A 17360-nucleotide genomic window follows, 5' to 3' on the forward strand; every position below is an offset into this window, starting at 1 on the left:
TATGCCCTTTAGGAGGCAAAGACATGGCTACTGGTGTAGATGCCATTATGACCGGTGCGCCGGTCACTGCGACTGGCGGTGTGTGCTTCGCTGATGCGACTGCCGCAGCACCAACTGACGCGACCACCGCACTGGATCCTGCGTGGATCAAGGGTGGTTTCATCGGTGAAGACGGTGTAACCCGTACTACCGATGCGTCGGACGAGAAGATCAAGGCTTGGGGCGGCGACACTGTCAAGATCGTCCGCACTGAGCACTCGATCACTTACACGTTCCAGTTCCTGGAATCCGCTAATGCTGAGGTGCTGAAGCTGATCCACGGTGAGGAAAACGTGGTGATCGCGGGCAACAAGGTGACTGTGAAGCACACTGCGAAGATGCCTCCGCGTAAGTCCTATGTGCTGGACATGAAGGATGCGGACACGGGTCTTCGTGAGTACATCAAGGATGGTCAGATCACCACTTCGGGTGATGTGACTTTCGTTCATTCGGATGTGATCCGTTACGAGGTCACGATTGAGTGCTTCCCTGATGCGGCGGGTGTGAAGGCGATTTCGTTTGTCGATTCGCCGGCTCCTGCTGGCCCGTAAGTAAGTCTCCTGTGCCCGGTGTGTGGTCAGCTCCACCGGGCACAGGTTCTAACCCCTGATGCTGACCAAACAATTCACATACTTTTAGGAGCTGACATGCCTGTATCCAAGTCCCGCAAGGGTGGACGTTCGACCAAGAAGCAGTACTCGTTCGTGAAGTTCGAATTCGAGGGTTTCAATGACCCGTTCGAGCTTCCTTCGTTCGAGCAGATGCCCATCGGCATCATTGAGGCCATGGAGAAGGGCAACATCTCCAAGATCGTCGGTTGGCTTGACAGCGCGGGCGTGGACAAGTCTACGCTGGATGACTTCCGTGAGCTGTCGCAGGAAGAGGTCATGCCGTTCACTGAGGCTTGGGGCAATGGCCAGCCGGTGGGTTTAGGGAACTCGGAGAGCTAGTCCGACTCCACGCTGAACACCCTACGGAGTTTGAAGCGACGCTAATTGAGCGTGGCCTGCGCTGGCGCAACGTCGGCACCGTGGACTTTACGTGGTCTGACTGTTGGGCTGTCATCTCAAACCTGCCATACGATGCCCCGTTGACGAAAGCGATCAACGGGGCTGACTGGTGGTGGTATCACCCTGTAGTGGATTTCGTTGTAGGTTCCTTTGACTATCTCGGTGTCATTGCGGCTGTTGTTCAGCGTCGTCCGAAGGTGAAGCGTGATGACGTTCCGAAGCGCACTGTGAGGCCGTGGGATCGTCGTAAGGAGACTGAGACTTTGAAGGTGAAGCCTTCGAAGCTTGATGATCTGCGCAAGTTGCTCGGCTGGTAGCTCGCCCGTTTTTCTGCCCGATTTTTGTTGTTAGCCCCTGCTGTTTGGTGGGGGCTTTTTTCATGCCCTGAATCGGGCGGAAAGGGGCTCTTGTGGCTTCCGTTGAACTCGCTACCGGGTATGTCACCCTGGCCTCTGAAACTTCGCAGTTGGCGAAGCAGATCGGCGGGATGTTCAAGAATGCTGAGCGTGATGCTGGGCGGACCGGGCAGGCGATGGGTAAAGCTATCGCCAAGGGTTTCGAGCAGAACGCCCCTGACATTGATGAGCTGACGGCTGATGTTGAGCGTGCTGAGAAGCGGTTGGCGTCTCAGGCTGACATTTCGGCGCGCAAGCAGGAGGCTGCTAAGCGCAAGGTTGAGATTGCTCAGGCGAAAGTCAATGAGGCTACTGAGAAGTACGGTACGAAGTCCTCCCAGGCGTTGTCGGCGGTTGACCGTTTGGCTACTGCTGAGCAGAAGCTTGAAGCGGAGACGCTGGCGGCTGCGGGCGCTCAGAACAAGTTGCAGTCTGAACTTGACCAGTCAAAGTCGAAGCTTTCTGATGCTTCGAAGCAGTCTGCCGAAGCGTCCAAGACCTACGCGAAGGGTTGGAAGGGTGTTGGTCAGCGGATCAAGGCCTCTCTAGCTGGTGGAGTGAAGACCGCTACTGATGCGGCGCATAAGCAGGCTGAAGACGGTGGCAAGCATGCTGGTGGCGGTTTCAGCAGTGCTTTCAAGGGTGCTGTAGCCGGTCTGGCCGCTGGTTTCTCTGTAGCTGCGGTGACACGCGGTGTCGGCGAAATGGTGAACCTTGCTGGTGAGGCTGAGCAGTCCATCGGCGCGATTGACACGGTTTTCAAGGACAACGCGAAGACCATGCATGAGTGGGCGGCTACGGCGGCTCAGACTGTTGGTATTTCGGGTAACGAGTACCGAAGCTTGGGCACGCTGCTTGGCTCCCAGTTGAAGAATGCTGGCACGCCGATGGATGAGCTGGCCGACAAGACGAACGCTCTGATCGGCATGGGCGCGGACATGGCATCGATGTTCGGTGGCACGACCAAGGAAGCCGTTGAAGCGATCTCATCCGCCCTTAAGGGCGAGATGGACCCGATTGAGAAGTACGGCATTACTCTCAGCCAGGCGGCGCTTGAAGCTGAGGGTTTGTCTAAGGGCATCTTGAAGCCGGTTGTTGATTCGGTGAAGGTTTCCGAAGCGGCAACGAAGATGACGTTGGCTCAGAAAAAGTACAACGAGGTTGTTAAGAAGCACGGCAAGGATTCTGATCAGGCGAAGCGTGCGCAGTTGGCGCTCACTTCGGCTGAGCGTGCTTACAACAAGGCGACTGCTGGCAAGGTGCCGAAGCTTGAAGGTGAAGCTAAGGCGTTGGCTGTGCAGTCGGCGTTGTACTCGCAGTCGGCTGACGCGCAAGGCAACTTTATGCGCGAGGAAGACACCTTCGAGCACAAGCGGCAAGTTGCGCTCGCCACGTGGGACAACCTGAAAGAGAAGATCGGTGGGGCTTTCCTCCCTGCCATGACTTCGGCTTTCGGCTTCATCAACGATACTGCGTTGCCGGCGATGGAGTCTTTCAGCGGTTGGGTTGGCGGAGTCGCGTCAACGATTGGTGAGCGTCTTGGGCCGGCGTTGCAGAACACTGCTACATGGGTTTCGGACAACAGCACTGCGTTGACTATCGCTGCTGGTGTGATCGGTACCCTGATGATCCCCATGCTGATTCGGTGGGGTGTCCAGGCGACTGTTGCAGCGGCGAAGAATGTTGCGGCGTTCATCTTGACCCGGTTGGAAGCGATCAAGACTGCAGCCGTGTTTGTGGCCCAGTCGTATAAGATCATCGGCCAGTGGATCGCGATGAGTGCAGCCGCTGTAGCGTCTGGGATTAAGACTGCCGCTGTCTGGACTGGAACGATCATCAAGAACGCTGTGATGGGCGCAATCGCCATGACGGTGCAGGCGGCTAAGGTCGTCGCTTCGTGGGTTGCGATGTCTGCCGCTGCTGTCGCTTCTGGCATCAAAACAGCGGCGGTGTGGACTGGCACGATTATCAAGCAGGCCGCTATCGGTGCCGCACAGTTCGCGGTGTCTGCTGGGCGTGTGGTTGCCAGTTGGGCGATGATGGCCGCTCGTGCTTTGGTTCAGGGCGCGAAGATGGCTGTTTCGTGGACTATCGGCGTTGTTGTTCCAGCTGCTCAGGCTGCTGTAACGATGGGTATTCAGGCCGCGAAGATTGTCGCTAAATGGGTGTTCATGGGCGCGCAGTCCTTGTTGCAGGCTGGGCGAATGGCAGCCGCATGGTTCATTGCGCTTGGTCCTATTGGGTGGGCGATTGCGGCGATTATTGGCATCGCGGCGATTGTTATTGCCAACTGGGACAAGATCAAAAAGTGGACGGTCGACACGTGGAATTCGGTTTCCGCGACGATCAAGGACGTCTGGCTGACAAAGATCAAGCCGATCTTCACAGTGTTTGGGTCGTTCTTCAAGTCCACCTGGGAGAACGTCCTGAAGCCAGCTTTCAACGCGGTCAAGGCAGCGTGGAAGGGCATTTCGGACAGCATCAAATATGTCTGGAATACGTTCATCAAACCGGTGTTTGACACCTTCGGGAAGATCCTGAAGGGCGACTTCGTCGGTGCTTTCCAGACGGCGAAAGACGCTGTCGAGAAGATTTGGAACGACATCAAGGGCGTCGTGAAGAAGCCTATCGAGTTCGTCGTGAACAAGGTCATCAATGATGGTCTGATCGGCGCGTTCAACAAGGTCACCGGGTTCATTGACCCGGAGCATAAGGTCATCCCGAAGATCGGCAATGTTGCGTTGCCGGCAGGGTTCGCTACTGGTGGTTGGACAGGTCCGGGCGCTAAGTACACTCCTGCTGGTATTGTCCACGCGGATGAGTTCGTGGTCCGCAAGGAGTCGCAGCGCTCGATTGAGAAGACCGCTCCTGGTTTCCTTGATGGGTTGAACCGGTTTGGTGCGAAGGCCCTGGGCTACGCGAATGGTGGTTTCGTTCGCCCGGTCAAGGGCGGGTCGTACACTTCGAAGTTCGGTGCTTCCCGTGGCCGGTACCCGCACGCTGGTTTGGATATTGCGGTGCCGATTGGCACCCCAGTGTTCTCTCCGATGGACGGTACTGTTCGGGCGGCACGAACTAACGCGGTTCCGGGCCGTTCGGGTATCGGCATCCTGGTGGATCATGCTAACGGGATCTCCACCTATCAAGGTCACCTGTCGCGGTTGCTCGCGCAGGTTGGTCAGCAGGTGAAGGCTGGTCAGCAGATCGCTCTGTCGGGTAATACTGGTCGTTCTACTGGTCCGCACGTTCACTCGGAAGTGTGGATCAATGGGAAGCCGGTGGATCCGTGGAGTTACATCAACGGTGGAGCTATGCCGGTTGGTGGTTCTGGTGGTGGCGGGTTCAATCCGTTGCAGGCGTTGATTGATTTCAAGGACAGCATTGTTGGACGGTTCAAGGAGTCGTTCAGTGGTGGTGGCATGTTCGCTGATTTGGCGCAGGGTGCTGGCACGAAGCTGACGTCGGACATTTTGGGTTGGTTCCCGGCTCAGATGGCGAAGATCGGCGACTTTGCTCAGGACGTGTGGGGTAACACGAAGGATTTCTTCAATGGTAAGGATTCCGATGTGCAGTCTGCTGTGCGTGGTGTTGCCAACGGTTACGGGTGGGGTTCTGGTCGGCAGTGGGATTCACTTTCCAAGCTGATCAATAAGGAATCTTCCTGGAACCCGAACGCGCAGAACCCTACTTCGACGGCTTATGGGTTGTTCCAGTTCTTGAATTCCACTTGGGGTTCGTATGGTGCGAAGACGTCGGATCCTGCTGGTCAGGCGCAGGCGGGCATGAAGTACATTCAGGCTCGTTACGGTGACCCGGAGAAGGCGTGGGCTTTCCATAAGCGGAACAACTGGTATGCGAATGGTGGTCTCGTTACCCCGACCCTGTACGACGGTGGCGGATGGTTGCGGAACACTGGTGCGCCGCAGCTGATCGATCACAAGAAGTCGAAGCCTGATGCTGTGTTGACTAATGCTCAGTGGGGTTCGGTGATGAAGTCGATTGAGATTTCTCAGAAGGTCGCTGATGTTGGGCAGGCTACGACGGTTTACAACATTCAGACCCCGCAGGGTGCAACTGTTGACGATCTGACGGCCGCGTTGCGGTTTGAGAAGCGTCGTCAAGAACGTGGAGGTGTGCGTAGTGCGGTTTCGGTTTGATGGTGTTGAATTCGGCGACAGGCTTCCGTTGTTTGTGACTGGGTTTGATGCTGGGAACACTGAGTATCGGTCGAATGATGTTGAGCGTTCTCAGGGTGACGGTTTGATTGCTGGCCGTGATTTCTTGGGTGGGCGTACTTGGGGTTTGAGCTTGTCTACGAACATGCCTGATCTTCCTGATGCGCTCACCCTTGAATCCCGGTTGGCGGCTGCGTGGCATAACCCTGCGCACCGTAATAAGTCGTTGGCGCTCGTCCCGCTCTCTTATGAGCTGGGCGGGCGCTGGCGGCGCGTTTATGGTCGACCTTCCCGGTACGCGGGGATCAACGGGGACATTTATTCTGTGCAGGGTGCTGGGCAGATTGAGTGTGATTTCAAGGTCCATGATCCCCGTTATTTCGATGATTGGGAGCAAGTGCTTCGGTTGCCGATTGTGCCGGCGAGCACTGGTGGTTTGAAAGCGCCGTTGATTGCCCCGTTGTCTACGGTGCGTTCTGGTGCTGACCGTGCAGGATATGTCATCAACACTGGCACCGCACCAACGCCGCTCAAAGTGGTTTTCCGTGGCCCTGTGACTGACCCGTATGTGCGTGCTGCTGCTGGTTGGGAGATCGCTTTGAAGGGCACGTTGCGGGCTGGTCAGTCGGTGGTGGTGGATGCGTTCGCTGGCACTGTGATGCGCGGTTCATCTCCGGTGGCTGGTTTGTTGACTCGTAAAACACGTTTGTCGTCGGCTGTGTTGCCGGTCGGTAATTCTGATCTGACTTTTGGTGGCGTTGACCCAACCGGCACTGCTCTTGTGGAGCTTCGTTGGCGCAACGCTTACTACTCAATCTAAGGAGGCCTTTGTGGCTTTAGATCTAACCCCCTGGATGATCGGTGGCGGTGCGGTCCATAGTGTTGAGGTGGCGCGCCTGTTGGCTTATGCGGCGACCTCGGGTGCGGAGGGTGTGGTGGAGCCTGCTTCGTTGGCGGTGAAGGCACAGTCCACGCCGAACGGGACGGTTGCGGTTCGTCCTGGTGCGGCGTTGATTCTGAACCGTTACGCGGGTGGTTCTCAGCAGACTTATGTGTTGCGTAATCCGTCGTCTACTTCGGTGACGATCCCGGCGACGGGTTCGACTGGTGGGCGTACGGATGCGATTATCGCCCAGGTGCTGGATCCCCAGTATGAGGGTGCCGCCCCAGCTGACCCGGTCACGTTCAATTATGCCCGTTTGGAACGCATCGCCTCGGTGCCGGGGAATCTGAACAGCATCGAACAGCTCGGTCTATCATATCCGGCGATCTTGCTGGCGAAGATCACCATCCCAGCTAGTACCGGCACGATCACCAACGCGATGATCACCGATCTGCGCGATGTGGCGTTGCCGCGAACCCGTGATGTCTGGCGGCCACGCCCCAACGTGGTCGCCGATAAGGAAACACTGAAAGCCGCTGGCACGGATGGTGAGTACTTCCCTAATGCTGGTGGTGAACAAACCATTCCGATTCCTAAGTGGGCCACCCGCGTTCAGATCAGGGCCACATGGATGGGTGTTCGGCTTGAACCAGGTACTAACTGGGGTGAGATTTGGGCGGAGTTCGGTCCTTATCTGAGGCCTTCTACCCGCCGGCATAGCACTCAGCGGTACACGTGGGACGGGTCATCTGCTGGTGGGGTTAGCCGTCAGCCGTGGATTGTGGAAGACGACGTTTATATTCCAGCGGACATTCGTGGCACTGATCAGATCTTTGTGATGAAAGCGCGGTACGGGTCTGCTGGTGGTGCGTGGACTGTTTCGATGGATGGCATGTCCGGTGTTTCGTTGTCTCTGCGGTTCTTAGAAGCTGCTGACCCGTCCACCACCTAACAGGAGGCTGTTGTGTCTGATTGGCGTTTCCATCTGATGACTCTCCCGGACAGGGTGTGGGTTGACAGGGATCTTCCGTTGCAGGATGCCAAGGTGATTACGCCGTTGTCTGGGCCCGCGTCGATCAGTGGACAGCTTCCGCTCGGGTATCGGGGCATTGAGACCCCGGACCGGAAGCGGGCGTTGGTGGAGTGGGGTTCTGCGATTGTGGCTGAGCAGGAGGGCCGCGACCCAGTATTCGGGATTGTGGATGAGCTTTCGACTGACGGGGATTGGTTGAATGTTGGGGCGGGCGGGTTCACGTCGTACCCTCAGGGGATGCCGTGGACTGGCCCGCAACTGTCTTCCACCAAGATTGATCCGTTGGATGTGGTGCGGGCTATTTGGGACCGCTTGCAGTCCTATGAGTCCGGGGATCTTGGTGTGGTCGTTGGTGAAGGCCGGTCGCTCAAATATTTGGGCAAGCCTGAGGGTAAGGAACTGACTGCGGCGAAACGTTTCCAAGCGTATATGCAGGAGCAGTTGGATTACACCAAGGAGCAGGCTGAGGGTGACGCGCAGTTGGTGGAGCAGTACGCGACCAAAGCGCTCGCAGCTGCTGGCCTTCCGAAGGGTGGGCTGTTGATTCGTCAGCAGTCCGCCCCTACTGGGGATAAGCGGTCGAAGCGGAATCTGTGGTTCAAGGGCAACGCGGACGGCCTGCTTGGCGGGTACACGTGGAACGGGAAGAAATGGGTGGAGTTATCCACGGCGAAGTTCAACGCAGCCAGTGACTGGTTCTTTGAATGGCTGGACCAGAAGGAAGTCCTGAAGGATTCCAAGGCCATGTATTCGAAGACGAAAACCGAGTTCAACGATGCGAAATCGAAAGTCAATGATCTGTCTGATCAGAAGGCGGACCCGTACCAGTTGAACTGGTGGGAAACCCACGACCTCGGCTCCGTCATTTCTGATCTAGCGCGTGAAACCCCGTTTGAGTTCCGTGAGGAAACGAAATGGGTCGGTGATGACGCACTGTCTCACCGGATTGTTTTGGGTGTGCCTGAGTTTGGTGTGCGGCGTGAGGATCTGCGGTTGGAGATCGGCGTGAACGTCACCGCACCACCGCCACTAGTCGAGTCCGATTATGCCTCTCATGTGCTGGTGCTAGGGGCGGGTGAGGGGCGTTCCATGCTGAACACGCTCGCGTCGAAGGATCGTGGCCGGCTACGGCGAACTGTTGTGGTGGAACGTAAAGACCTCACGCGGAAAGACCGGGTTGATGCGACAGCTCGCACCGAAGTCAACGCGAGGGACGCGGAATGGTCGTTTGAAAGCTTATCCCTCGTTGATCATCCGATGTGCCCCTACGGCAGTTTTGACGTGGGGGATTACTTGTATCTGACCGGCGACGCGGGCTGGACCCAGTTGGATCAGTTGGTGCGGGTGACTGAGATTGCGGTGGATTGCGTGACGGGGAACATGGATTTGAAGGTGGTGTCTACGTGACTAATCTGCGTGATGAAGCGCGCTGGCTGATCAGTGAGATTGGTGATGCGAAGCGTTTGGCTAAGGCTGTGGGCAAGCCGCAGCTGGCGAACTCCGCTATCGAGGCCGGCAAGATCGAGGAATACGACGCTGATGGTGCGTTGATGCAGATCGTCGGTGAGCAGCACGACGGCACGCACGCCCCGGTGACGGTGAATGGTCCGGTGCCGCCTGAGCCTGTTGCCCCGGTGATTACGGTGGGTGCGAGTGGCGTGGAGGGGCGCTGGTCGGGCAAGTTCGCGGGTGACATGCTGTCGCCCATGGATTTCTCCCATGTGGCGTTGCATGCTTCACGTGTGGAAGTGTTCACCCCGTCGAATGAAACCCAGCTGGCCACGATCACTGGTGAGCTTGGGGATGTGGCGACGAAGATCCTGGACGCTGGCGAATGGACTTTCGGGTTGGTGGCGGTGTCGAAGGCTGGCAAGTGGTCTGACATGTCTGAGACGGTCACGGTGGATGTGCCTGACTTCTCCGGCGGCACTAGCGAGGTGCTGGACGCACTGTTGGGGTTAGGTTCTGCGGTGGACGGCAAGATCACCGTAGACATCAAACCCCCGACGCTGGCTGACGGTGAGGGTAAACCGGCTGACGCGCTGTGGAATGAGCTGGATCCTGTAACGCGGGAGCAGGTCGCTGTGTGGCGGTGGACCGGAACCGCGTGGGAAAGCCTGCCACTCAGCGAAACGATCATCCCCAAAGTCAGCATTGGACAGGGCACTTATGGGGTGCTGGAAGGTGTCCGACTCGCCGCTGACGCTGTAGACGGCAAAACCATTACCGGAGCTACGGTGCAGACCGACAAGGAAGCCGCGAAGGGCTTGAAGCTCGACACCGCAGGCATGCGCGTTTACGGTTCAGAGGGCGGCGAACCAGTTACGGAGATCCGAGCCGATGGTGGAACCGTTTACTCCATCACAAATCCTGCAACAGGTGAAGTTCTCGCAGCACTTGACTCCGAGGGTGGCGTGACGGGGCAGGCGCTTAGTATTGCTGGCGAGTCTCGTTTGGATGGGTCTGTTGTCACGGGTAGTGACCCGCTCACCAGCGGGCACGGTTCCGGCGATTACGGGGTGACGATGAACGGACGCGACACTCTAGGTGCTACGTTCATGAAGTACGTCGAAGAACACCCGAACGTCGCAGACGGCAACGCGTGGATGACCGTCATCCCACACGGCATTGTTGCACATCAAGAAGTCTCCGCACCTGATCAGGCCTGGAACGCTGTTGGCGGTATCGATCACGCTCGTATTCGTGCGGTCGTGACATTGAACGCGGTCTACGGTCGCATGTACCAGATCACCTACCGCACCCCAGCGATCAAGGAAACATCATCTGTGGGCGGCACTATCGGCGGCGCGGCAATCGTGTATTCGAACCCAGGTGGGTCGATCTCCGCCGGTGCCACAACGAATAACGCGCTACGCGGATCCCGTTACTACCTTCGCGGCGGTGGAGGTTTCGATCAAGCCATGGTCACCGTGTACGCACGGTGCCCGGAAGATATTCCTGAAGGAAAGATCATGCTCGGCCCGGAAGTGTACATCTACTCCGGGCGTGCAGCCGTCGCCTCAGATACGAATGATACTGCCCGTTGGTCGGTCATCGTGGCTGATCTTGGGATACGCCGTTCCGCGTACACAGGCCGCGACATTGACTCGAACAAGCAAGGCACAACCCCACCGCCTGTGCCTGAACCAGACGCGGATCCGGTGAAGCAGTACACGGACACGATAGATGCTACGTGGTGGCAGGCTTACACAGGTGACGGCACAAAGGCAACCCATTCGACCTACTCTGGTTCAGCCGCTCAGGGACGTTCGCCCTATGCCCCAGGCAATGGTGTGATGCGAGGGCTGGTTGGGTTCCCGTCTCAGGCTGGTCGCTTGTCTAATGCGACAGTGAAGAAAATCGAAGTGTACGTGTACGCGAAGCATTGGCACTCGTCGGCTGGTGGAACCGCGTGTATTGGTGTGCACAACCATGGTGGCGCTCCTGACAGTTGGTCTTCGTCAGCCAATGATGTGAAGCGTCAAAAGTTGAAGAAGCCCGAGGGTCGGTGGATTACTTTGCCTTCGTCGGTTCACGCGGGGTTCAAGAGCGGAGACACCAAGGGCATCAGCTTCCTGCCGCCTTCTTCGTCTACCTCATCCGAATACTACGGGCTGTTCAAGGGCAACCGGACGAAGCTGCGTATCACTTACACCAAATAACGCCACCGGCTAAAAGGGGCAGAACGAAACGTTTCTGCCCCTTTTTTGGCGTGCCAAAAATTCTTTGGAGGAACCATGGCGGCTCGACCGCAAACAACCAGCGACCTGCTGAAGATTCAACGCGCCCTTGGTGGTGACACCATGTGGGGTCTTCGATTGGAGATCGCTTTCAAACTGGCCGGAAAACCGGATACAGAAAGCAACCGGATCACTGTCACCACTGCTTGCGTGGATCAGATCATTTGCGACATCGACGGAACAGTATCCACCGAATCTGTACCCGACGAACAAGTTATCGCGGCTATCGAAAAGTTGGAGGGGTAGTAATGCTGACTGAAGACTTTGAGCAGGCTCAGTACCTGAGCTCGCAGGTTGAGCAGGCGCGTCAGCGTGCGGTGTTGGCCGCTTCTGACGCTGGATCTTCTCGCGACGGGGCACATGCCGCAGAGCAGGTGGCGCGAGAACACGCGAAAGATGCTGAACGTGTAGTTCAGGGAGCTGAAAAAGCACGCGATGAAGCCCAGGCCGCCGCTGACCGGGCTGAAGCACCAACCGATGCCATGGTAGCCACATTGGCTGGCAACCCTGTGTCGTTGACTCGTGCAGCCGTTGACTCAGCTACTGGCGACATGATCACCACCGAGGGTTCGACCACGCAGGCGGCGGGTGACGCACGTTGGGTCACCCAAACCGGGGCGGACATACTCGTAGCATCGGAGATCGAACGAACCGGATCCGAAATACAAGTCTCCGGTGACAACCGATGGGTAACCAACGAGGGCGCTGACAGTATGGTCAGTGCCCTTTTCAATGCCCCGGATTCAGCTGTTCAAGTAGCGGCCGACAACCGATACTCTAAACGCGGCGAGCTCGAAGTCAATGTTCGTGATTTTGGTGCTGTAGGCGACGGGGTCACGGACGATTATTTGGCAATCCAGGCCGCCCTTGTGGCTTCACTAGCGATCGGTTCGCGACTCAGGATTCCATCCGGCCGGTACCTTCTCAACGACACGCTGCGCCCCACCGCAAACGGTCTTCATATCGTCTGCGCGCCAGATGCAGAACTCATCAACAACAAACCAGGCTCCATCCTGAAGAGCAATGCTCGCCTCGAACCTGTCAAAGGATTTGACGACATCACTATCGAAGGTGGTATCTGGAACGCCAACGGGCTGGTGACCGGAGACTTCACCGGTTGCATTGGGCTTGGAAAATCCAAGAACGTCATCGTTCGTGACGCCATTCTGAAAAACTCCAGCAGCGGGCACCTTATCGAGTTCGCTGGCTCGGAAAACGTCCTGATCGATAATGTTCGAATCGCCGGGTACATCGACACTGTTGGTGGCAGAGATTACGCGGAAGCTTTCCAGCTAGAGCGAATCACCAAGACCGGCTATCCGGATGCCGACATCAACGACAGTACCCCGTGCAAAAACATCACGATTCAGAACTGCACCCAGATCGACCCCGACACAGGGTATTCGCGCTGGCCTGTTTCTGTCGGAGGTCACGCTATTGATAGTGGTGGCGTATTTATTTCCAATGTGAAGATCCTGCACAACAACTTCGGGGAGTGCACCTACCGCGGAATACGGTTGCAGGCATGGCGGGATGTTGTCATCGACGGAAACACGGTCTCCGGCCCGGTCGGTTTCACTGGGGCAACCAACACCGAAGCCCGCTCCGACTGGCGAATCACGAACAACAACATTTCGAGCACCTCAACCCACGGGATATGGATTCTCAACGCACGAGGGATCTCACTCTCGGGGAACACCGTGAAATCCGCTGGTGTGGGCATCCGGTTAGAAGGCTGCTTTGAAGTTGACGTGGCCAACCTTCCATCTGTGATCACTGGCGGCGCTGGAAACATCGGGGTGCAGATTATCACCGGATGCGATGGCGTCACCGTCTCAGGCTGCTACCTTGTTGGGTCGAATGGTTGCTCTGTGCAGAATTCGGTAAATGTTCGGTTTATCGGCAATCGTGTTGCGGCGACTGCTAACGGGATCAACGCGTTTGAAAATACAGCGAATATCGCCGTGATGAACAACATTTTCGAAACAAGTGTTGGCGGCAGGGTCGTAACCGTAAATGCAACCGCCGCAAAGATCGCTATTTCAGGGAATGTTTACAAGGCTGGCAATTCTTTGCATAACGGGACGACTCAAGTAACTCTTGGCACGAATTTTGACATTCTTTAGACTGCCTCAATGAACGGCAATGGCTTGGAGGAAACTCAATGGATCAGATCCCTTGGGCTGCGATAGGCGCGCTCACACCCAACGGCCTGCTGATGCTTACTATTTGGTTGATCTTGTCCGGCAAGCTTGTCCCGAAAGCCACCCTTGACCGGGAGACTAGTCGGGGTGACCAATGGCGCGACACTGCGGCGAAGAAACAGGAAATCATCCAGGTGCAAGCCGAGACAATCCGTGATCAGGCGGTCATCTCCGAGACAGTAGCTAAGGTCATGTCAGCGGTTCAGGAAGCCAACAAGGCTGGTGAAACCACATGAGTTTCTGGAAGCGACACAAGCAAGCAGGACAGGACGCGGACGAAGCGTTGGCCGCGAAGATCGAAGCTGATATTGAGCTTGCCGCTGTAAGAGCTCAGCAGCGTGAGGTTGCTAAGCAGTCCGAGCAACTGCGCCAAATCAATAAGCAAAATCATTTCAGCGAGGGCTTGCAGCGCTCGTTCCGAGGAAGGCCAGCATGACAATCCAACCACTCACCGGCATCCTCATGTCGATAGCCCTGCTGGAAACGCTGATTGTGATGATCGGGTGGCACGGGCTCACTGGTGGCACGTGGACGAAGTTTCCTGCCGGTCGGGTGCTCATGGGCTTGCTGGCAGTCATGTCGGCGATCCTCACGCTCGCTTCGTTGTCCGGCTTCTTCCCGGCGTTTCCTGGCAGGCCGTGGGTGTACATCGGCTTGTACACGCTACTGATAGGTGTGCTCGGCTGGCTTGGCTGGACGATCTTCAGAGAACAACAGAAACACAACAAGGACTAGCCACTTCGGCTGGTCCATATTTTTGCCCCGTCACAGTCCGTGTGGCGGGGCTTCATCATACCTAGGAGCAAATCATGGCGCTAACTCGCCTCGGCTGGGACGTTCTCGAACCCGGCTCCAACCGACTCACCAACCTCTCCTGGATCACCGGCAAGGTCCGCTCGGGGGACGCTCACACGATCCTCAACGAGCTAGGACGACGATTCAACTCTGAGGTGGAGACCATCCGCAAGGACTGGTCGTGGGGTTACGCCAAGCGCCCTGTGCGTGGCGCTTCTGTAGCCTCTGAGCACTCTGCTGGTGTTGCTGTGGACTTCAACGCACCAGCGCACGGCCTCGGCTTGTCTGGCACGTTCTCCGCTGCTCAGGTGCGCGCTATCCGCCGTATCCTCGATGACCTCGACGGCGCTGTCCGCTGGGGCGGTGACTACGCCGGCCGCAAGGATGAAATGCACTTTGAGCTTCAAGGCGGTGTCACCAAGCTCGCCAAGGTTGCCGCGAAGATCAACGGCGGTGTGGGTGACGTGAAGCCAGCCGGTAAGCCTTCGAAGCCGAAGCCAGCCGGCAAGCGTCCAACCGACTACAAGGACCTCTCTGTAGACGGCAAGTTCGGTTCCGATTCCGCTGAAGCTGTCCAGATCCTCATGTCCCAGATCGGCTTGTACGAACGCGAGATCGACAAGAAGGCCGGCGAACATACTTGGGCGGCAGTTCAGGAATGGTTGAACGGCCTCGGCTACTACCACCGCGCTGTTGACGGCGACTTCGGCAAGCACTCCGTCATCGCGCTACAGCAGTTCCTCGCGAAGAAGGGTCACCTCGACACCCGCAAGTGGCTGATCGACGGCAAGTTCGGGTCAGAAACCATCAAGGCGTTCCAGCGCTACCTCAACACACAGAACGGAAAGTAGATCATGTCTAACTGGACTTCCCTTATCCCTGCCCGTGTCCGCTCGGCCCTCTACGTGGGGTTCGGCGTGCTCTCGTTGGCTCAGTCATCCATCCTCGCTTACAGTGCCGCTGTACAGTCTCCTGCGCCCGTGTGGGCTGTCGGTGGTGGTGCTGTCCTCGGTGTCATCGGTGCCGCGTTTGGTTTCGTCGCAGCAGGCAACACCGAAGTGATCGACACCAACCACGGCGAACACGTCGCTGAATAAGTGATAGTAAGGAATTCCCTTACTATCACTTAGAAAACAAGTGATAGTAAGCAAATAGACCCCCACTCATTATGAGTGGGGGTCTACACGTGTTTAAGAGGCTAACCGAGGCACTTCCTAGCGTCCTCAGAAACCTTGTCAGCAGACGACACCTGCCACGGCGAACCCTTAGCATCAGGCCAATTCGTGAACTGCTTAGCAATACCATCAGCCGCACCAATCACAGACCCACCCGGCTCCAAACTACCCGAAGCCCACAACCCCGTCAGATCCTCATGCCCCTCATTGAAGCTCATCGCGATCACATACAGTTCACCGTCTTTCGCAGCAGCACCCTTGATCGGCTTCATCGGGTTGCCTGAAGTTCCGTCTGCGATGGCTTGGAGCATGGAATCTTCGACTGACAGGCAGTCAGCGGCCGGCGCGGACTCCGACGAACAACCAACCAGAGCGACAGATGACAGTGCGAGCGCGGACAGGACAGCAAACGTTTTCTTCACAGGGTTCTCCTAAACGGCATGAGTGATTACTACCGAGTGTAGATGATCAGTGCGACAACTACCCTCACGGCGACTAGAATTCGGTTCATGGATCAGTACGGAAACCCAGGCCCCTACCAAGACCCCAAAATGCGGGAATGGTGGGACCATCTTGAATTCGAGCAACAGGACAACGACAACGAATAAAAAACCCCGCAGAAACAAATCTGCGGGGTTCATTCGTGGTTAAGAGGCTACGCTTCGATGGCCTTTCCAGATAGTGCGGTGCTGAGCTTCGAGATAGCGTCCTGCATAGCCCGCTTGTTACCGGCCTGACCATATCGGCGAGTCACCGAAACTGTGGAGTGTCCAACGATCTGCATGATCGTTGCCTCACCTACACCCAGTTCATACAGTAGGCCAACTGCCGTGTGCCGTGCGCCGTGGAGCTTCACTTTCTCGTTCACACCAGCGCCGGCCAAGATGACTTTCCATTCCTTCGAAGCGTCGGCTGGATCCCATGGTTCACCGTCGCGTAGGAACACAAGCCCGTCTTTGCGGTCGCCGATTTCGCGCCGTAGCAGCTCGGCAAGTTCTGGCACTAGCGGGGGAGTGCGCCAGCCGGCCTTCGACTTCGGGCGGGCAAGGTAGAGGCTCTTGCCGATATGCCGGTACTCGTGATCCTTCGGCGCGCTGTCTACGTCGGAGATGCGCTGTGTCTGCCACGAGAGATCTAGATGGTCGTCCAATACTCGATCCACTTCGAGGCCGATAATCTCACCGCGACGTGCCCCAGTGAGCAGGTAGGTTGTCCAGAGCGCTCCGTCTGGGTGTGTGGTCAAGTACCCGATGAGCTTGATCGCTTCTTCGAGGGTGAGGACTTCCTCGGTGGTGTGCCGTTTGCTGGGCTTGTCTACGAGTTCACAGACGTTCCGACTGATGTTGCCCTCACGCACGGCCATCTTCAGCGCACCAGATAGCGCGTTGTGGACTAGGAGCGCGTAGGTGCTTGAAAGGTATTCGGTGCCTTCGGGCGGGTCTGACAGTTCACGTAGCGCCTTGTCCTTCGGTGTCTCCTGGATGACATCATGCAGGTGCTTGATGTCCTGCGGGGTGAGCTTGTCCAGTTTCTTTTTGCCCAGTAGCGGGTTGATGTAGTCACGGAACGCTACCCGGTACCCGTTGACTGTGTTCGGCGCGAGTTTCTTGGCGCGTTCTTCCAGCCAGTGTTCTGCCCATGCTTCGAGGGTGACGCTGCTGGTTGCGAGGTCGCCGGTCTTGGCTAGTTCGTTTTTTAGTTCGCGGAGGACTTTGACTGCGTCGGCTTTGCTTTTTCGTCGAATTTCTTTTCGACGGCGCTTTCCGTCTCGGTCTGGTGGAAGTTCGATGCGGACGCGCCAGTAGCCTCGGCTGTCTTGTGTGAGTGATCCTTCGCCTTTGCCGCGGGTTTTCTTGGCCATGGTTCTCCTTTGGTACCCCCATTGGTACCCCCATAGGTACCGTAGGTTAG

Annotated in this window: 17 protein-coding genes; 15 read left to right on the top strand and 2 right to left on the bottom strand. The window is 57.0% G+C overall.

Going from position 1 to position 17360, the window contains the following annotated elements; all coding sequences use genetic code 11:
- Positions 1-23 precede the first annotated feature (23 nt).
- From ATC04_RS05800 to ATC04_RS05860, 15 genes are all read left to right on the top strand, one after another.
- The gene (locus tag ATC04_RS05800) at positions 24-590 is read left to right on the top strand and encodes a hypothetical protein (RefSeq protein ID WP_052772439.1); all 567 of its coding nucleotides are present in this window, start codon (positions 24-26) and stop codon (positions 588-590) included.
- Between the two features lie 96 nt (positions 591-686).
- Positions 687-989 carry a hypothetical protein gene (locus ATC04_RS05805; RefSeq protein ID WP_047119732.1) on the top strand — a complete coding sequence of 101 codons (303 nt, stop codon included), beginning with the start codon at positions 687-689 and terminating at the stop codon, positions 987-989.
- A gap of 140 nt (positions 990-1129) precedes the next feature.
- Complete coding sequence (locus tag ATC04_RS19260; protein WP_152666872.1) at positions 1130-1366, top strand: hypothetical protein; 237 nt, start codon at positions 1130-1132, stop codon at positions 1364-1366.
- Positions 1367-1458: 92 nt separating this feature from the next.
- Positions 1459-5601, top strand: a complete 4143-nt coding sequence (locus ATC04_RS05810; RefSeq protein ID WP_047119730.1) for a peptidoglycan DD-metalloendopeptidase family protein — start codon at positions 1459-1461, stop codon at positions 5599-5601.
- Positions 5585-6439: a hypothetical protein gene (locus ATC04_RS19265; RefSeq protein ID WP_197413516.1), complete on the top strand. Its 855-nt coding sequence runs from the start codon at positions 5585-5587 to the stop codon at positions 6437-6439. Before ATC04_RS05810 ends, ATC04_RS19265 begins: the two co-directional genes overlap by 17 nt.
- Before the next feature lie 10 nt (positions 6440-6449).
- Entirely contained in the window at positions 6450-7454 is a 1005-nt protein-coding gene (locus tag ATC04_RS05815) for a hypothetical protein (RefSeq protein WP_152666870.1), read from the top strand.
- 12 nt (positions 7455-7466) lie between these two features.
- The gene (locus ATC04_RS05820) at positions 7467-8942 is read left to right on the top strand and encodes a hypothetical protein (protein WP_157359279.1); all 1476 of its coding nucleotides are present in this window, start codon (positions 7467-7469) and stop codon (positions 8940-8942) included.
- A complete protein-coding gene (locus tag ATC04_RS05825) occupies positions 8939-11197 on the top strand; it encodes a hypothetical protein (RefSeq protein ID WP_047119726.1) in 2259 nt (752 codons plus the stop codon). The genes ATC04_RS05820 and ATC04_RS05825 overlap by 4 nt, the downstream gene beginning before the upstream one ends.
- A gap of 75 nt (positions 11198-11272) precedes the next feature.
- A complete protein-coding gene (locus ATC04_RS05830; protein ID WP_047119725.1) occupies positions 11273-11521 on the top strand; it encodes a hypothetical protein in 249 nt (82 codons plus the stop codon).
- Positions 11522-11523: 2 nt separating this feature from the next.
- On the top strand, positions 11524-13401 hold the full coding sequence (locus tag ATC04_RS05835; protein ID WP_047119724.1) for a right-handed parallel beta-helix repeat-containing protein: 1878 nt from the start codon (positions 11524-11526) through the stop codon (positions 13399-13401).
- 38 nt (positions 13402-13439) lie between these two features.
- Positions 13440-13715 (top strand): hypothetical protein, encoded by a 276-nt coding sequence (locus ATC04_RS05840; protein WP_047119723.1) that lies wholly within the window; start codon positions 13440-13442, stop codon positions 13713-13715.
- A complete protein-coding gene (locus ATC04_RS05845; protein ID WP_047119722.1) occupies positions 13712-13915 on the top strand; it encodes a hypothetical protein in 204 nt (67 codons plus the stop codon). The genes ATC04_RS05840 and ATC04_RS05845 overlap by 4 nt, the downstream gene beginning before the upstream one ends.
- The gene (locus ATC04_RS05850; RefSeq protein WP_047119721.1) at positions 13912-14214 is read left to right on the top strand and encodes a hypothetical protein; all 303 of its coding nucleotides are present in this window, start codon (positions 13912-13914) and stop codon (positions 14212-14214) included. Before ATC04_RS05845 ends, ATC04_RS05850 begins: the two co-directional genes overlap by 4 nt.
- A 74-nt stretch (positions 14215-14288) precedes the next feature.
- Positions 14289-15125 carry a M15 family metallopeptidase gene (locus tag ATC04_RS05855; RefSeq protein WP_052772438.1) on the top strand — a complete coding sequence of 279 codons (837 nt, stop codon included), beginning with the start codon at positions 14289-14291 and terminating at the stop codon, positions 15123-15125.
- A 3-nt stretch (positions 15126-15128) separates the two neighbouring features.
- Positions 15129-15371, top strand: a complete 243-nt coding sequence (locus ATC04_RS05860; RefSeq protein WP_047119720.1) for a hypothetical protein — start codon at positions 15129-15131, stop codon at positions 15369-15371.
- A gap of 101 nt (positions 15372-15472) precedes the next feature.
- Here the strand turns inward: ATC04_RS05860 and ATC04_RS05865 are convergent, their stop codons facing one another.
- Positions 15473-15871, bottom strand: a complete 399-nt coding sequence (locus ATC04_RS05865) for a hypothetical protein (protein WP_047119719.1) — start codon at positions 15869-15871, stop codon at positions 15473-15475.
- Between the two features lie 233 nt (positions 15872-16104).
- Positions 16105-17310 (bottom strand): site-specific integrase, encoded by a 1206-nt coding sequence (locus ATC04_RS05870; protein WP_047119718.1) that lies wholly within the window; start codon positions 17308-17310, stop codon positions 16105-16107.
- Between the last annotated feature and the right edge of the window lie 50 nt (positions 17311-17360).

Origin of the sequence: Arthrobacter sp. YC-RL1 (assembly GCF_001454985.1) — a bacterium.
Lineage (GTDB): Bacteria > Actinomycetota > Actinomycetes > Actinomycetales > Micrococcaceae > Glutamicibacter > Glutamicibacter soli.